Annotated in this window: 18 protein-coding genes and 1 pseudogene; 12 read left to right on the top strand and 7 right to left on the bottom strand. The window is 59.5% G+C overall.

What is annotated here, in order from left to right:
- Entirely contained in the window at positions 1-168 is a 168-nt protein-coding gene (locus tag ACYZT1_RS15490) for a hypothetical protein (RefSeq protein ID WP_462015583.1), read from the bottom strand.
- Between the two features lie 182 nt (positions 169-350).
- A pseudogene (locus ACYZT1_RS15485) lies at positions 351-626 on the bottom strand (hypothetical protein); the annotation flags it as partial.
- A 211-nt stretch (positions 627-837) separates the two neighbouring features.
- Here ACYZT1_RS15485 and ACYZT1_RS15480 point away from each other — a divergent pair.
- Both ACYZT1_RS15480 and ACYZT1_RS15475 read left to right on the top strand, forming a co-directional pair.
- Positions 838-2,385, top strand: a complete 1,548-nt coding sequence (locus ACYZT1_RS15480; protein ID WP_462015582.1) for a DUF2235 domain-containing protein — start codon at positions 838-840, stop codon at positions 2,383-2,385.
- Complete coding sequence (locus ACYZT1_RS15475) at positions 2,385-3,035, top strand: DUF2931 family protein (protein ID WP_462015581.1); 651 nt, start codon at positions 2,385-2,387, stop codon at positions 3,033-3,035. The genes ACYZT1_RS15480 and ACYZT1_RS15475 overlap by 1 nt, the downstream gene beginning before the upstream one ends.
- A gap of 13 nt (positions 3,036-3,048) precedes the next feature.
- On the opposite strand, the gene ACYZT1_RS15470 is transcribed toward ACYZT1_RS15475, so the two are convergent.
- Together ACYZT1_RS15470 and ACYZT1_RS15465 are read right to left on the bottom strand one after the other, a co-directional pair.
- Positions 3,049-3,741, bottom strand: coding sequence for an RES family NAD+ phosphorylase (locus ACYZT1_RS15470; RefSeq protein ID WP_462015580.1), 693 nt, complete (start codon positions 3,739-3,741; stop codon positions 3,049-3,051).
- Positions 3,735-4,139, bottom strand: coding sequence for an antitoxin Xre-like helix-turn-helix domain-containing protein (locus ACYZT1_RS15465; protein ID WP_462015579.1), 405 nt, complete (start codon positions 4,137-4,139; stop codon positions 3,735-3,737). The genes ACYZT1_RS15470 and ACYZT1_RS15465 overlap by 7 nt, the downstream gene beginning before the upstream one ends.
- A 154-nt stretch (positions 4,140-4,293) precedes the next feature.
- Here ACYZT1_RS15465 and ACYZT1_RS15460 point away from each other — a divergent pair, with 154 nt between their 5' ends.
- The 3 genes from ACYZT1_RS15460 (at position 4,294) to ACYZT1_RS15450 (ending at position 5,777) form a co-directional block, all read left to right on the top strand.
- Complete coding sequence (locus ACYZT1_RS15460) at positions 4,294-4,686, top strand: GFA family protein (protein WP_462015578.1); 393 nt, start codon at positions 4,294-4,296, stop codon at positions 4,684-4,686.
- A 77-nt stretch (positions 4,687-4,763) separates the two neighbouring features.
- On the top strand, positions 4,764-5,243 hold the full coding sequence (locus tag ACYZT1_RS15455) for a VOC family protein (RefSeq protein WP_462015577.1): 480 nt from the start codon (positions 4,764-4,766) through the stop codon (positions 5,241-5,243).
- A gap of 72 nt (positions 5,244-5,315) precedes the next feature.
- Positions 5,316-5,777: a hypothetical protein gene (locus ACYZT1_RS15450; RefSeq protein ID WP_462015576.1), complete on the top strand. Its 462-nt coding sequence runs from the start codon at positions 5,316-5,318 to the stop codon at positions 5,775-5,777.
- Positions 5,778-5,783: 6 nt separating this feature from the next.
- Here the strand turns inward: ACYZT1_RS15450 and ACYZT1_RS15445 are convergent, their stop codons facing one another.
- Complete coding sequence (locus tag ACYZT1_RS15445; RefSeq protein ID WP_462015575.1) at positions 5,784-6,689, bottom strand: polyprenyl synthetase family protein; 906 nt, start codon at positions 6,687-6,689, stop codon at positions 5,784-5,786.
- Positions 6,690-6,895: 206 nt separating this feature from the next.
- Here ACYZT1_RS15445 and fni point away from each other — a divergent pair, with 206 nt between their 5' ends.
- Genes fni through ACYZT1_RS15420 form a run of 5 tightly spaced genes read left to right on the top strand, consistent with a single transcriptional unit; the run spans position 6,896 to position 12,870 of the window.
- The gene (gene fni, locus ACYZT1_RS15440) at positions 6,896-7,951 is read left to right on the top strand and encodes a type 2 isopentenyl-diphosphate Delta-isomerase (RefSeq protein WP_462015574.1); all 1,056 of its coding nucleotides are present in this window, start codon (positions 6,896-6,898) and stop codon (positions 7,949-7,951) included.
- The gene (locus ACYZT1_RS15435) at positions 7,948-9,222 is read left to right on the top strand and encodes a glycosyltransferase (protein ID WP_462015573.1); all 1,275 of its coding nucleotides are present in this window, start codon (positions 7,948-7,950) and stop codon (positions 9,220-9,222) included. The genes fni and ACYZT1_RS15435 overlap by 4 nt, the downstream gene beginning before the upstream one ends.
- Positions 9,219-10,397, top strand: coding sequence for a lycopene beta-cyclase CrtY (gene crtY / locus ACYZT1_RS15430; RefSeq protein ID WP_462015572.1), 1,179 nt, complete (start codon positions 9,219-9,221; stop codon positions 10,395-10,397). Before ACYZT1_RS15435 ends, crtY begins: the two co-directional genes overlap by 4 nt.
- Positions 10,394-11,884, top strand: a complete 1,491-nt coding sequence (locus tag ACYZT1_RS15425) for a phytoene desaturase (protein ID WP_462015571.1) — start codon at positions 10,394-10,396, stop codon at positions 11,882-11,884. The genes crtY and ACYZT1_RS15425 overlap by 4 nt, the downstream gene beginning before the upstream one ends.
- Positions 11,881-12,870, top strand: a complete 990-nt coding sequence (locus ACYZT1_RS15420; protein WP_462015570.1) for a phytoene/squalene synthase family protein — start codon at positions 11,881-11,883, stop codon at positions 12,868-12,870. Before ACYZT1_RS15425 ends, ACYZT1_RS15420 begins: the two co-directional genes overlap by 4 nt.
- On the opposite strand, the gene ACYZT1_RS15415 is transcribed toward ACYZT1_RS15420, so the two are convergent.
- The gene (locus ACYZT1_RS15415; RefSeq protein WP_462015569.1) at positions 12,752-13,288 is read right to left on the bottom strand and encodes a sterol desaturase family protein; all 537 of its coding nucleotides are present in this window, start codon (positions 13,286-13,288) and stop codon (positions 12,752-12,754) included. The genes ACYZT1_RS15420 and ACYZT1_RS15415 overlap by 119 nt on opposite strands.
- 131 nt (positions 13,289-13,419) lie before the next feature.
- On the opposite strand from ACYZT1_RS15415, the gene ACYZT1_RS15410 reads away from it, so the two are divergent.
- Together ACYZT1_RS15410 and map are read left to right on the top strand one after the other, a co-directional pair.
- Positions 13,420-13,686: a ParD-like family protein gene (locus ACYZT1_RS15410; RefSeq protein WP_462015568.1), complete on the top strand. Its 267-nt coding sequence runs from the start codon at positions 13,420-13,422 to the stop codon at positions 13,684-13,686.
- Positions 13,683-14,489 carry a type I methionyl aminopeptidase gene (gene map / locus ACYZT1_RS15405; protein WP_462015567.1) on the top strand — a complete coding sequence of 269 codons (807 nt, stop codon included), beginning with the start codon at positions 13,683-13,685 and terminating at the stop codon, positions 14,487-14,489. The genes ACYZT1_RS15410 and map overlap by 4 nt, the downstream gene beginning before the upstream one ends.
- Positions 14,490-14,544: 55 nt before the next feature.
- Here the strand turns inward: map and ACYZT1_RS15400 are convergent, their stop codons facing one another.
- Entirely contained in the window at positions 14,545-15,888 is a 1,344-nt protein-coding gene (locus ACYZT1_RS15400) for an MFS transporter (RefSeq protein WP_462015566.1), read from the bottom strand.
- Positions 15,889-15,930: the final 42 nt, after the last annotated feature.

The following is a 15,930-nucleotide window of genomic DNA, read 5'->3' as shown; positions in this document are numbered from 1 at the left end:
TCAGCGACCTGCCAGTTCGTCTTCGACCGGGCTGTCGTCATCCGGGGCAAGCGGTACGTGGTCGTCGATATTGGTAGCTTCATCGTTATGCCCCGGATTTTCCGGATTCGAAACGGGGACCGGTTCTTCACTGCCCGAACCGCCTTGCAGGTAATTGTCGTTGTTCATGATCGCTCCTGTGCGCAGCGCGGGTGCTGTGCTTACTTCTTTGAAGGCGCGGTTACGATGACGTTCGAACGATTTCCTGACCGGTCGTCCAGCGAGCATTTACTGTTGTTGTCCACAAAAAAAGCCCGACGGGTCAGCCGGGCTTTGTTCGGTATTGCTGCGCGGGTGTTTACTCATACATTGCGGCGTTCGATCAGACGGTCGGAACCACCTTCGGCAACCCGGCGGTCGATCAGACGGTCGGAGCCACTTTCGGCAACCCGGCGGTCGATCAGACGGTCGGAGCCACTTTCGGCAACCCGGCGGTCGATCAGACGGTCGGAACCGCCTTCGGCAACCCGGTGCTCGATCAGACGATCGGAACCGCCTTCAGCGACAACGGGGTGAGCAGAAGTCGCAGCGAAAGCGTTGGCTGCGAAAACCGAGAAAGCGATGCTGAGAAAGAGTTGGCGTTTCATGATGGTGTGCTCCGGGGTTATTGGTTGGTATGGATGCGATGTTACGCCGCGCAATTTTTAAGAGAACTTCATTGGGATGATGGTGACTATCAACGCCAGCAATGGCTGGAAAACCCTGTCCATCAATGATGGCGTGTAGCCAGGCGTTGCCTGATCGCCCGAGCAATGACACTCTCAGCGCCCGTTACACCAAGGAGCAGGTGATCAAGGAATGAGCGGATACGTCCCCAACCCCCCGAAAAACTTTCGATACGACGAAGCCAAACCCGTCGACATCCACGCCGAGCGCTGGGCCGAATACGAGAAACACGGCAAGGCGCCCGCCGCTGCGAAAGCGAAAATTCGCGTTGCATTGCGCATCGGCGTTTTTTTCGACGGCACGCTGAACAACGCCAACAACTCGGCCTCCGGCCTGCTGTGCGGCGCCCATCACCCCATCCGCCCCGAAGATGTCGATGCGAGCTGCAAGCCGTACATGGCGGATCCTGAGGGGAGTTATGGGAATGATATGAGTAATGTTTCCAAGCTTTACGAGCTTTATCCAACCTCGGAATTGGCTGGCGATGAGACCTCAGCCAAACTCGTATCGCGCAGCCTGTATATCGACGGGATCGGTACGGATGCTGGCCAGCAAGACAGCATGGGCGCTGCTGCCACTGGCCGTGGTGATGCTGGCGTGACGGGCAAGGTTCAAAAGGCTTTTGTCGCTCTCAAGACACTGGTTAAGGAAGCAATAAGTCGTAATCCCGGCAGTGAAATCACTTCGCTTACATTTGACACCTTCGGATTTAGCAGGGGTGCAGCCGCTGCCCGGCATTTTGCGAACGAAGTGGTGCGCTGCAAACTCGGACCTTTGGGAGATGTCATTCGCAGCAATTCATCAGGGTTTAGTCCGGTTTTTGATGGTCAATTCAACAGTGAAATCATCATGGGGTTCATCGGTTTGTTCGACACCGTGCCGTCGGTGGCAGGTGTCACCAACCTGGGGAATATTCAAAGTCCAGTGGCGCCAGGTATCAAGCTCTACCTTGACCGTCAGTTTTTCACTAATGTCGTCCAAATCACCGCGCGTGATGAGCATCGGGCTAACTTCGCGCTAAGCACCGTGATCCCCGCGCACACTGAAATATCTGTTCCTGGAGTTCATTCGGATATCGGTGGCGGGTATCGGGATGAAGTGGTGGAGTGCGTTCTGGTCAGCCCGATGCAGGCGCTGACGGTGCAGGCCGGTACCGACATTCGTACTACTTCGATATACCGTGATGCCCAGTTAAAGAAAACGAACTGGATTGCCGACGGCTGGCCGGAGTCCATGCTGGAAATCGTAACACCGACTCCGACTCCGCTTGTGACCAAGGGTGAAATAGCAGGGTCAAGGCAAGTTCGGGCTTATGCAGGACTTCAACTCAAACGCTCCGTCAGCGGCAAGCTGTCGGTGGTTTATCTGCGCTTGATGCACAAACTGGCTAAGGAGAGAGGTGTGTTGTTTGATGTGATCGATGAAGCCGACCCCGCCTACGCGGTGCCTTCCGAGCTACGTTCCTTCTGCGACAGCGTTCTTTCCGGCAACTACGAACCCACTGCTCAAGAAAGAAGACTGTTGAAGGTTAAATACATCCATACATCGGCCAACTGGAGTAATCCAATAGGCGCAAGTCCAGAGCGAGGTCTGAACGTCCGGTACATTAACGCGCCTGCGCAGAGTGGTGTCCGCGTACGCCATCCTCATGTTCCGGACTCAACTTGGAGAGTTTTTTGATGCGTGCGTGGATTCTAACTATCGCCGTGTTTTTTATAACAGGATGTCAAGCTTCAGATACGCTTTCAAAAAACGAACTCACTGGAAAATGGTGGAGCCTAAGCTTCAATCAGCCGAATTACATGAAGGTGTGGGTTGAGGACAGTCAGGTCGAAGACATAAACGGAAAACTATTTCGTCGTACGGGTGGCGGGACGGCGGCGGGAAATGAGCCTGAAGACGGCACCGAGTCCGCAAAAGGCTGGGGTCAGATCACTGGAGGAATTCGGGAGGTCGTTGGTGCCGACTTGCCTAAGCGTATCCATGTGCGCTGGCAATCGGTGGTCGAGCGGACGACGTACCGGGTCTGGATAGATATTCCCGAAGAGGCTCGGCGCATTATGCGGTCAACGTTTAATGACCGATGCCCTAAAACACCGGACGAACCTCCTGGGACAATCGCGTTGGTTTATGTTGGTCTTGCGCCCGGGGGAATTGCTCAGGTTTGGGTCTCGGATAAATGCATGAATGCTGTAAAAGTAGCGCGTGCTCAGGCGGAAATCGAACCACTGGGACCACACCTTGGTGAATCTGGCGGCAATTACTATCCGCAATCCGAAAACTCAAAGCGTTATGTCGAAAAATACGGCATCCCCTACGGCAGTTGGTAGCTGCCCTGAACCTTCACGCCTCACTGATCTCGCTCACGCTCGTCACCTGGCCGTTCCAGATCATTTCGTAATGGGCCGTTTGAATGACCGATAAAACCACTTTCGGCGTCATCAGCGCCCAGCAATAGCTGCCGGGCATTCGTACCGAGTGATAGCGAATGCCCGGGCATCCGGCCTTTTTGATCGACATGCCCAGCAAACGGGAATGGCTGTAATCGTCGGGATCGTAGACCGGGTGGGTGATTGCGAGGGATGTGGCATCCTTCATCGCTTTATCCACGAAAGAGCACGACAACCCACGGAAAACGAAGCGCTCGTAGTTGAGGCTCGGAACGTTCGACCAATAGAGACTTTGATGATGACGAACTTCGGCGAGGGCCGTTTCCATGGTATCGGCGAGGTACAACACGCCGAAGCTGCCGTCGCTGAACCGCGAGCCTGCGGGGTTGACGTGAGTGAAGGGCGCTATTGCGTAGGAGCAGCCAGGAATACCGAACGGAATCTCGCGTCGGGGAATAAGCTCCAGGCGACCCAGTTCATTTTTTAATCTGGGATTGGTCAGCTCCTGAATCTGATACAACACCTCGAATTCGTCCGCGTCCGCGACGTCATCAAATAGCGCGATTGGCGGAAACTTCGAATTGACCAGTCGATACGCCTGTATTCGCTTGCCGGCAAACTCTGCCAGTTCATTCGCCGCTACCACTGCGCGCCACGCAACACGTCGATGCGCCGAAAGGTTTCGTAAAGGGAGACCATATCGCCCTGCGCCATGATCTCCAGCGGACTGCGGCCATTGAAAAACTCGTTGTTGTTGGCCATGCCAGGGAAGCCGTAGACGTTGTCCGGGTTATCAAACACCAGGCGAAGGGCGGCATGGATGTTGAGGACAAAACTGATGCGCTGCATCTGATCGGCGTCGAGGGCAACTTCCCAATCCGGGTCGCGCTGTCGGGCGCGGGTGTAAGTGCTGCGGGATATACGCAGGATGCGGCAGGCCTGATCACTGGAAGCGCTCCACTTTTCCAGAATGCCCACGGCGGCGCGCAGGCCAGCCACGCACTGACTTTTGGAGAAGGCTTTTTCCTGCAAGGCAACAGCCATATTAAAATCTCGCACCAGAATCTACAGACTCAAAATTAGTTGAGTTGAGTCTATAGCGCAAATCGATTCGACCAGTGGCCAGTTCTGTTCAATGATTCGAGCTAGTCGACGGTCTATTTTTACTGGAAATATGAATTCGATCGGAGGAAACCGCATGCAATCCATCACGGGGGGCTGCCTCTGCGGCGAGGTCCGCATTGAAGCGTCCGGTCGTCCCTATCGCGTAGGACTTTGCCACTGCCTTGACTGCCGAAAATTCCACGGAGCGCTGTTTCATGCATCAGCGATATTTGCCGATATCGCCGTGACAATCATTGGGGAAACCCGCGATTACGCCGGAAGGCATTTCTGTCCACGCTGCGGCTCCTCGGTATTCAACCGCAGCGACGATGAAATCGAAATCAACCTGGGTTGCCTGGATGCCCCGAACCAACTGACACCGACATACGAAAGCTGGACCGTCCGTCGCGAGTCCTGGCTGCCAGCCTTTCCGGTCACCCGCAGCTACAAGGGCGATCGGGAGGGCAGCGGGCGCCTTGAGGAGTAGACCGCTGAACGGCGTAACAACCCATGCCGGATACGCCACTAGAATGAACGCGGCACGTTCCCTCCTGGAGAACCACGATGATCAGCAAAAATACCATTTGTCTGTGGTACAACGGCGACGCCCTGGACGCTGCGAATTTCTACGCGCAGACCTTTGCGGACAGTGCCGTCGGCAGGGTGATGCGCGCGCCCGGCGATTACCCTGCGGGCAAGCAGGGCGATGTGTTGACGGTGGAATTCACGGTGATGGGCATTCCTTGTCTGGGCCTCAACGGCGGCCCGGCGTTTACCCATAACGAAGCGTTTTCGTTTCAGGTGGCGACCGACGACCAGGCCGAAACCGACCGTTTATGGGACGCGATTGTCAGCAACGGTGGTCAGGAAAGTGCCTGCGGCTGGTGCCGGGACAGGTGGGGTCTATCGTGGCAGATCACACCGCGCGCGCTCACGGCTGCAATCAACGACGCCGATCCAGCGGTGGCCAAGCGCGCGTTCGAAGCGATGATGCAAATGGGCAAGATTGATGTCGCTGCCATTGAAGCGGCGGTGAAGGGCTAGCCTTGAGAATGCGGGCATCAATGCGACAATGGATACCCGCTAAAACTATCTTTACTTGAAAAGGATCTGTGTATGCGGTTTGCAGCACTTGCGCTCAGTTTGTTGGCCTTTTCTGCCGTGGCCGATGAAGGCGTAAAACCGGTGGTCAAATGGACGCTGCTCGACCAGCATGAACAGGCGTACACCCTCAACGACGACGCGCAGGTGCTATTGATCGCCCGTAGCATGGCGGCAGCAAAGTTGCTGGATGCGGCGTTGAAAGATCAACCGGCCGGCTATCTGGAAACGCGGCACGTGGTGTACGTCGCCGACATCGAGAAAATGCCGTCGCTGGTGAAACTGGTGGCAGTGCCCGCGATGCGTTCCGCCAGGTACCGGATCATGCTCGATCAGGATGGCCGGGTAGCGTCACGCTACGACGGTGATCGCGAAAGCGTCCAGTGGCTGGTGCTGAACAATGGTCGAGTGATGCGCGAGCAGCGTTTTACCGACGCTTCGAGCCTGCGTCAGAACGTTGAAAACCTGGAGCACTGACCGCCATCACCGGTTGACGGTGACGTTCCGGAAAATCATCTTCATGTAGCTGCCGATCGTCGGCGAACTGCCATAAACCTGATGCAAATGCTGCTCGGCGTTCGCCAGATGAGCGCGCAAACGCTCGGTAACGCGTCGCTCACCGTACAGCGAAACGAAGGTGGATTTACCTTTGTCCTTGCCTTGATCCTTGTGGTTATCCACGCACTTGTCTTGCAGATCGTCATACAGCTGAAACGCCTGGCCCAGTTCCATGGCAAAGTGTTGCAGCCCCGGTCTCATCTGCGGGTCGGCGCTGCCCACCAGCCACGCCATGTCCATGATGGCGCCAAACAGCACGCCGGTTTTCAGGCTGTTGGTCAGCGCAATTTCTTCGGCGCCGCGACTTTTCTGGCCATCGCGCAGGTCCTGGAACTGGCCCAGCACCAGGCCTTGGGTGCCGACAGCATTGGCCATGACCTCGACCAGTTGTGTGCGGATGTCCGGTGCCAGGCCTTGAATGGCGGCAACGATGCCAAACGCCCGGCTCAATAACGCCACAGCGGTAAGGATCGCCACGTCCTGACCAAATTGCAGGTGTATGGTTGGACGACCGCGGCGCAATCGGGCGTCATCCATGCAGGGCATGTCATCGAGCACCAGCGAGGCGGCATGCACCATTTCCACAGCGCAACCCAGGTCCAGCGCTTGATTACCCTGGTGTCCCAGGCCTTCAGCGGCCAGCAGCAGAAGTATCGGCCGCATGCGCTTGCCCGGTGCCAAGGTGCTTTCGCGCATGGCCTGCGTGATCAGATTGCTGTCGTTGCCACCCTCGGGGAGCAATTGCTGCAAGCGACAGTCGATTGCTGCACGCAATGCGGCCAGGTGCTCGACGAAGCCGTTATCGATGCCCGAGCCTGAATTCATTGTCATCACCGCTTTACCTTGCTGGGTTCGCTGAAAAGTACACCTGCTTCACTACTGATGTTACTGATTACGACGGAACGAGTGGCGTCCGAGGATGCCTCAAGAATCAAGCGACCTTATACATAACCTGTACATTAGCAGGATCTTTGTACAACACTACTCAAGCAGCAGACCGCGTCCGGACCCAATTGATCCGAGTAAATGGAGCAGCCATGACTAAAAGCGACCTGAGCCGGCGCAAGGATGATCATCTGGACATCGTGTTGGGCGGACAGGGCGGCGCCCATGGGGTGGGCAACGGCCTCGAGGCGATCCGGTTCGAGCACTGCGCATTGCCGGAGCTGGACCTGGCAGCGGTCGATCTGCGCAGTGAGCTGCTCGGGATCAGTTTGCGTGCGCCCTTACTGATCAGCTCCATGACCGGCGGCGCCGAGCGCGCCACAGCAATCAATCGCCACTTGGCTGAAGCCGCGCAAGCGCTGGGGATCGCCATGGGCGTAGGCTCACAACGGGTCGGACTGCGCAGTGGCAACGATCAGGGCCTGACCCGGGAATTGCGTCGGCTGGCGCCGGACATCGCGCTGTTGAGCAACATCGGCGCCGCGCAATTGCTGGAAAAAGACGGACTGGATCTGGCTCGTCGTGCGGTCGAGAACTTGCAGGCCGATGCGCTGATTATTCATCTGAACCCGTTGCAGGAAGCTGTCCAGGCCGAAGGCGACAAGGATTGGTGCGGGGTGCTGGAGGCCATCCGCCGTACCGTCGAAAGCGTCGGCGTGCCGGTAGTTGTCAAGGAAGTCGGGGCCGGGCTGTCTGCACAGGTTGCGATGGCATTGGTGGAGGCCGGAGTGAGCGTGATAGACGTGGCCGGTTGCGGAGGCACGAGTTGGGCGGCGGTCGAGGCGCAACGTGCGGCACTTCCCGCGGATCGGGAAGTGGCCATGGCCTTCGCCGATTGGGGCATCCCGACGGCGACCAGTCTGGCGCTGGTCCGAAAAGTATTGCCGCAAGTGACGTTGATCGCTTCGGGCGGCATTCGTAATGGCGTGGATGCGGCAAAAGCCATTCGGCTGGGCGCTGATCTGGTGGGGCAGGCGGCCGGTGTGCTGCACGACGCGACAATGTCCACCGCTGCGGTCATCGCGCATTTCGACATTGTCATCCGTCAGCTGCGGATTGCCTGTTTCTGCACCGGCTCGGCCGACCTCAAGGCATTACGGCAGGCCCGACTGCTGGCGCCTCTGAGCCTGAGCGATCTGCAGCGATGAGCCATTTTGCGGTGGTCGCTCCCGGTTTTTACAGCCACTTCCAGGCGCTTCAGGCACTGAGCGCGGTGTTGGTGGACCGAGGGCACCGCGTCACTTTTTTTCAGCAGGCTGACACCCGTCACTGGTTGACCGACCCGCGTATGGGGTTTCGCGCGCTCGGCGCCGCCAGTCATCCCCCCGGCAGTCTCGAACGCCAGCTGCGCCGCGCAGCGAGTCCGGGCGGGCCGCTGGGTTTGCGCCGGGTGATCCGCGACGTGTGCGAGAGCACGGCGATGCTGTGTGCCGAACTGCCTGCGGCGCTGGCAGGCGAGGGCATCGACGCTGTGCTCTGCGATCAGATGGAGGCGGCCGGCGGTCTGGTCGCCGAGGCGCTGGGGCTGCCCTTTGTGTCGGTGGCCTGTGCGTTGCCGGTCGACCGCGAACCACAGCTGCCGTTGCCGGTGATGCCGTTTGCCTATGCCACCGACGAGCGCAGCCAGCGCCTGTACGACGGTAGCCGCCAGGTGCATGACTGGCTGATGCGGCCGTTGCGCGACGTCCTGCATCGGGCGTCGAAAGAGCTGTCGATTCCGCCCCGCGACGGCTTGCATCATTATCTGTCGCCACTGGCGCAGATCAGCCAGACCACTGACAGCTTCGATTTCCCGCGCCAGCACCGGCCGGCACATTTTCATGCCGTTGGACCGTTACGGGCGGCGCACCCCATGACCCGTGGCGACTGGCCCATCGACGCAGCCCGGCCATTTGTTTTCGCCAGTCTAGGCACGCTGCAAGGCGCACGCCTGAGCATGTTCAAACACATTGCCAAGGCCTGCCGACAGCTCGACGCCCAGCTGTTGATCGCCCATTGCGGCGCGCTCGACAGCGTGCAGGAACATCGGCTGAAACGTATTGGCGCGACCTGGGTCACCGATTTCGCACCCCAGCAGTGGGCGCTGCAACAAGCGGATGCGGTCGTGACCCATGGCGGTTTGAACACGGTCATGGACGCCATCGTGGCGCGCACGCCGATGCTGGTGATGCCCATCGCTTTCGACCAGCCCGGCGTCGCGGCGCGGGTCAGTTACAGCGGTGCCGGTGTTCGTTTGCATCGGCGAGCGGGTGCTTCGACCATAAGCCGTCATTTGCAAGGTCTGCTGGCCCATCCACCGGAGTCGCTCAACTGGCTGGCAGCCGATATTCGAAATGCCGGTGGCGTGACGCGCGCGGCCAACATCGTTGAGGCGGCGATCCGCAGTGGGCAGCCCGTGTGGACCGGGGAAGTGATATGAGCCACGACGTGAGCCACGACCTGATTCTCGCCGGGGGCGGTCTGGCCAATGGGCTGATCGCCTGGCGCCTCAAACAGACGCGGCCAGAACTGCGCATTTTGTGCATCGAAGAACAGCCGAAACTGGGCGGCAACCACACCTGGTCATTCCATCATGGCGACATCGGCGCCGATCAGCATCAATGGCTCAGGCCGTTGATCGTCAAATCCTGGCCAGGCTATGACGTGCATTTCCCGGCCCGTTCAAGGCGCATGAACAGCGGTTACGCGAGCATCACGTCCGATCGATTCGCCTCGGTCATCGAACCGGCGTTGGGCGCGGACCTGCGGACCGGGCAGCGCATCGCCAGAATCAGCCCGCGCAGCGTTGTCCTGGAAAACGGTGAGACATTCCAGGCCGCTGCCGTCATTGACGGTCGCGGCGTCCAGGCGAGCGCGCAGATGGTGCTGGGCAAACAAGCCTTTCTCGGACAAATGCTGCGCCTGCACGCGCCCCATGGTTTGACATCGCCGATCATCATGGATGCACGTGTCGCGCAAGGCGACGGTTATCGGTTCGTCTACGTATTGCCATTCTCAGCCGACACCGTTCTTGTCGAAGACACGCATTATATCGACCACCAATCACTGTCCCATGAGCAACTGCGCCAGCACATCGCCGACTACGTGCGCCAGCAGGGCTGGTCCGTGGCCGCCTGTTTGCGCGAAGAGCAGGGCGTGTTGCCGATCACGTTGGCGGGCGATTTCGAGGCGTTCTGGGACGAGGCACAGGGGCAGCCGCGCTCGGGTTTGCGCGCCGGATTATTCCATTGCACCACCGGCTACTCGTTGCCGCACGCGGTGCGACTGGCGGACTGGATCGCCACGCAGCAATCGTTCGACGCCAATTCTCTCGCCAGTAGCATGCGTGAATGCGCCCGGCAGCAATGGCATCGCCAAGGCTTCTATCGCTTGCTCAACCGCATGCTGTTTCTGGCCGGGCGTCCACAGGATCGCTGGCAAGTCATGCAGCGTTTTTACGGTTTGTCCGAGGGCCTGATCGAGCGGTTTTATGCGGGCGACAGCTCACTGCCCGACAAACTCCGGGTGCTCACCGGTAAACCGCCGGTCCCGGTGGGAGAAGCACTGCACGCCGCCTTTCGGCTACGACCTCGGCACTATGAGAACTTGCGATGACTGAGCAAAAAACTGCAATCGTGATGGGTGCGGGTTTCGGTGGCCTGGCGCTGGCGATCCGTCTGCAGGCTGCCGGCGTGCAGACCACGCTGCTGGAGAAACGCGACAAGCCGGGCGGCCGTGCTTACGTTTATCACGATCAGGGATTCACCTTCGACGCCGGGCCTACGGTGATTACCGATCCGAGCGCGATCGAGGAACTGTTCAGCGCGGCGGGCAAGTCCATCAAGGATTACGTCGAACTGCTGCCCGTTTCACCGTTTTATCGACTGTGCTGGGAGGACGGCACGTCATTCGATTACGGCAATGACCAGGCGTCGCTGGACCGCCAGATTCAGGCGATGAATTCTGACGATGTCGCGGGCTATCAACGTTTTCTGGCGTATTCGAAAGCGGTGTTTCAGGAAGGTTATTTGAAGCTGGGCGCCGTGCCGTTCCTGTCCTTTCGCGACATGGTCCAGGCCGGGCCGCAACTGGCCAGGCTGCAGGCGTGGCGCAGCGTGTATTCGATGGTGTCGCAGTTCATCAAGAACGACAAATTGCGTCAGGCGTTTTCCTTTCACTCGCTCTTGGTAGGCGGCAATCCGTTTTCGACGTCGTCGATCTACACCCTCATCCATGCGCTGGAGCGCGAATGGGGGGTATGGTTTCCCAAAGGTGGCACGGGCGCGCTCGTACAGTCGCTGGTCAAACTGTTCGAGGACATCGGTGGGCGGTTCGAACTGAACGCCGATGTGGCTCAAATCGAGGTCAGCGGCGAACGCGCCACCGGTGTGCGTTTACAGGATGGCCGGCAGTTTCAGGCGGACAGCGTCGCCTCCAATGCCGATGTCATCCACACCTACGCGACCTTGCTGGCTGAGCATCCGCGCGGTCAACAGGAAGGTGCGCGGCTCAAGGGAAAACGCTTCAGCAACTCGCTGTTCGTCATTCATTTCGGTCTTAAACGGCCACAACCACAGTTGCAACACCACACTGTCTGTTTCGGCCCGCGCTATCGTGCGCTGATCAACGACATTTTCCAGGGCGAGGCACTGGCCGAGGATTTTTCGCTCTATCTGCATGCGCCGTGCATCACCGACCCGAGTCTTGCGCCGCCGGGCTGCTCCAGTCATTACGTGCTGTCACCGGTGCCGCATCTGGGCAACGCGCCGATCGACTGGGAAGTGGAAGGGCCGCGTTACCGCGAGCGGATTTTCGACTACCTGGAAAAGCATTACATCCCCGGCCTGCGTGAAGATCTGGTCACCAGCCGCATCTTCACGCCCAACGATTTCCGCGACGAGCTGAACGCGCATCTGGGTTCGGCGTTTTCGCTGGAACCGATCCTGCGGCAAAGCGCCTGGTTCCGTCCGCACAACCGCGACGCGCGCCTGGGCAACGTCTACCTGGTGGGCGCGGGCACTCATCCCGGCGCCGGTGTGCCGGGTGTGATCGGCTCCGCCAAGGCAACCGCCGGCCTGATGCTCGGAGACTTGCAGCGATGACCGACCAGCAGACGCTTCTGGATCACGCCACTCACAGCATCACCGTCGGCTCGAAGAGTTTTGCGGCGGCGTCACGCCTGTTTGATCCCGCCACCCGGCGCAGTGCAGTGATGCTGTACGCGTGGTGCCGACATTGTGATGACGTGATCGATGGTCAGGTGGCCGGCCACTCGGCGACGGAGCTCGATACCGGGCTAGCGCAGCAGCGCCTGGACGATCTGCTCGCGCAGACCCGGGATGTGTATGCCGGTCGCCCGGTTGCGGCGCCGGCCTTTGCTGCGTTTAAAGAAGTGGTGGAGCGCCACGGCATTCGCCAGGCCTACGCGATGGATCATCTGGCAGGTTTCGCGATGGATGTGCATCAGCGCGAATACCTGACCGTCGACGACACGCTGGACTATTGCTACCACGTGGCCGGCGTGGTCGGCTTGATGATGGCGCAGGTGATGGGCGTCAGTGACGAGCCGACGCTGGACCGCGCCTGCGACATGGGCATGGCATTCCAGCTGACCAATATCGCCCGCGATATTATTGAAGATGCTGGCGTGGGGCGCTGTTATTTGCCGGCCGAGTGGCTGGCAGAACTGGCGATACCGCGCGGACGTCTGGCTGAGCCGCAATATCGTCAGAGCGTGGCCGTGCTGGCGCAACGTCTGGTGGCATTGGCCGAGCCGTTTTACGTCAGCGCCGAGGCGGGGATGGCCTCGCTCCGCGGACGTTCGGCGTGGGCGGTCGCCACGGCGGGCGGGGTTTATCGCGAGATCGGCGTCAAGGTCGACGCCGCTGGCGCACGGGCGTGGGACGTACGGGTTTCAACCTCCAGGCTGGATAAATTACGCTTGATCAGTCTGGGTGCCTGGCGCGCGTTTACTTGCCGCGCGAAGCAGTGGCCGCCGCGTTCGACGACGTTGTGGCAACGTCCTCGTCCCCTTTATGAAGCGGCCCCGCGTGCAACTTGCGCAGCTGTGCACGAAGGCGGGCGGTAGACGGCGCGAAGAGAAAACCGAAGGACACGCAGCGGTCTTTGCCCGAGACTGCGTGATGCATCAGGTGAGCCTGATAGAGGCGTTTGAGGTAGCCAGAGCGCGGTACGAATTTCAACGGCCAGCGCTTGTGCACCAGACCGTCGTGGACAAGAAAATACAGAAAACCATAGGCTGTCATGCCCGCGCCGATCCACTCGAGCGGATGCAGACCTTGGGTGCCCAGCGCAATCAAGACAATGGCGAACGCTGCAAAAACCGCCGCGTACAGATCGTTTTTCTCGAACCAGCCGGTTCTGGGTTCGTGGTGGGAACGGTGCCAGCCCCAGCCGAAACCATGCATCACGTATTTATGGGCAAAAAACGCGAACACTTCCATGCCGATCAGCGTGGTGAAGAAAACCAGTGCGTTGAACATCATTGCGGCCACTCGATCGAAGTCTCTCGCTTGGACTCTACAGGATGCGCGAGCGTTCTGAGCAAATGCCCGTTGCGATCCTGAGGTTGCCCGTCTAATATACGTTTTATAGTCGTTTCGTATAGGTATGAGTGATGGGCATCGTCAAAATCTCTGAAGCACTGCACGACAACCTGCGCGTCGCCGGCAACGCGCTAAGCCGTTCGATCAATGCTCAAGCCGAGCACTGGATGCGTATCGGCATGCTGGCGGAGCTGCATCCGGAGCTTAATCACAACGAGATCAGTCGCTTGCTGGTTCGCTCCGAGCTGGCCGGTGGGCTGGATATTGCGCAGTTGTGCGATGCAAGCGCGCTCCCGGCAAACGACTCGGCGCGCGCAACAACGGGGGCAGGGGCATGAAGGCGAACGTCGTCATCCACGGCGCCGCAGAAATCGCCAAGTCCCGCGCCGCCGCCACGCTGGCCGCTGAAGTGCTGGCGATGATCACGCCTCACGTCAAACCGGGCATCAGCACCAATGAACTGGATGCGTTGTGCCGCCAGTACATCGTCGATGTGCAGAAAGCGATTCCGGGCAACATCGGTTATCACGGTTATCCGAAAACCATTTGTGCCTCGGTCAACGAAGTCGTGTGCCATGGCATTCCATCAAGCGAGCCGTTGAAGGAGGGCGACATTCTCAATATCGACATCGCCGTCCTCAAGGATGGCTGGTATGGCGACACGAGCCGGATGTACCGGGTGGGCGAAATAAGCGCGGAGGCGCAGCGGCTGATCGACACCACTTATGACGCGATGTGGGCGGGTATCCGCGTCGTCCGTCCCGGCGCCACGTTGGGTGATATCGGCCACGCCATTGCACGAGTCGCCGAAAACGCCGGCTTCAGTGTCGTGCGCGAATATTGCGGCCACGGCATTGGCAAGGTGTATCACGATGAACCGCAGATTCTTCATTACGGCTATCCGGGGCAGGGCCTGAAGTTGAAGAAGGGCATGATCTTCACCATCGAGCCGATGCTGAACGCCGGCAAGCGCCATGTGAAAACCTTGGGCGATCGCTGGACGGTGGTGACCAAGGATCAATCCCTCTCGGCGCAGTGGGAGCACATGATCGCGGTGACGGATGATGGCTTCGACGTGCTGACGCAGTGGCCTGAAGTGGCTGTGCATGAGCAACCTGCCATCGAATCGGCATTGCCTTGACCGAGTGCCGGCGTCTCGAAACTCGAAAAAATCCCGCGGATGCGGGATCTTTTTTTTAACCCTCAGACCACGGCAGGTTTCGCTGCAGTGGCCCGCCTGCGGGCACATCGTGCAGAGATATTCTCGATGTTTCCGGCAGCGCCAGTCCACCGGCCAGCGCCAGTAACGCCACGGCAATCAGATAGAACGCCGGTGAGAGATTGCTGCCGGTGGCGCTGATCAGCCAGGTTGCGACCAGCGGAGCGGTGCCGCCGAACAGGGTATACGCCATGTTGTAGGTGATTGCCGAAGCGGTGTAGCGCGTGCGCGTGGGAAAGGTTTCCGAGAGCAGCGCGGCGGTGACCACACCACACAACACCGCGCCAATCGCCAGCAACATGACGCCGGCAATGGAGGCTGCGAACGAGCCGGAACTGGCCATCAGGAACGACGGGTACACCGCGACGATCAGCAGCGCGCACGCGGTCACTACCGTCATCCGCCGCCCGACCCGGTCCGAATACCACCCGGCGAACGGGCAGATGGCCGCCGCGAAAATCAGCGCGATCAGCGACACCAGCAGCGCCACGGCACGGCTCAAACCGCCGGCCACTTGCAGGTAGGTCGCGAAGTAAGTGGTGAACATGTAGAAGGACAGGGCGGTCAGCGAGACAAAAGCGCCCAGGCAGCAAATGGCCGCGCCATGGTTGCGCAGAGTGTCATTGAGCGGCGAATGCGCCACCGCGTGTTCCGCAGTGACGGCCTGAAATGCCGGGGTTTCATCGAGCTCCCAGCGCAAATAAAGGCCCACCAGACCCAGCGGCGCGGCGATCAGAAACGGCAGGCGCCAGCCCCAGCTGCCCATGGCTTCCGCCGACAAGGACGCTTCAAGTGCATAGGCCACCACGGCGGCGGCCGCGAACGCGGAAAAGGTCGACACCGGAATGAAGCTGCCATACCAGGCGCGTTTATCATTCGGCGCATGTTCCATCAGGTAAGCGCACGCACCCGCGTATTCGCCCCCGGCAGAAAAGCCCTGAGCGCAGCGGATCAAGGTAAGAAGGATCGGCGCGATCACGCCGATGGCGGCGTAAGTCGGCAGCAAACCGATGAAGGTCGTCGCACCCGCCATCAGCAGAATGGTCATCGCCAGCGTGCGCTTGCGACCGATGCGGTCCCCGAGCATGCCGAAGAAAATCCCCCCGAGCGGCCGAAAGGCAAAGGCCACGGCAAATACCGCAAAGGTTTTCAGCAGGGCGACGCTGTCATCGCCACTGGGGAAAAACTGCTGGGCAATGGTCGTAGCGAGGAAGCCATAAACGGCAAAATCGAACCATTCGACGAAGTTGCCGATGGCCGCGGCGACAATCACTTTTCTCAGCGTTTCAGGGCTGACTTGCCCGGTGGCCGCGCTTGTCATGCTCAACCTCGACGTTTTCATCAATGATCTTGCGAGTATCAA

It is taken from the genome of Pseudomonas sp. PB3P13 (assembly GCF_054897735.1).
The sequence above is the reverse complement of the archived record's forward strand: the minus strand, read 5'-3'. Positions and strand labels throughout refer to the sequence as shown.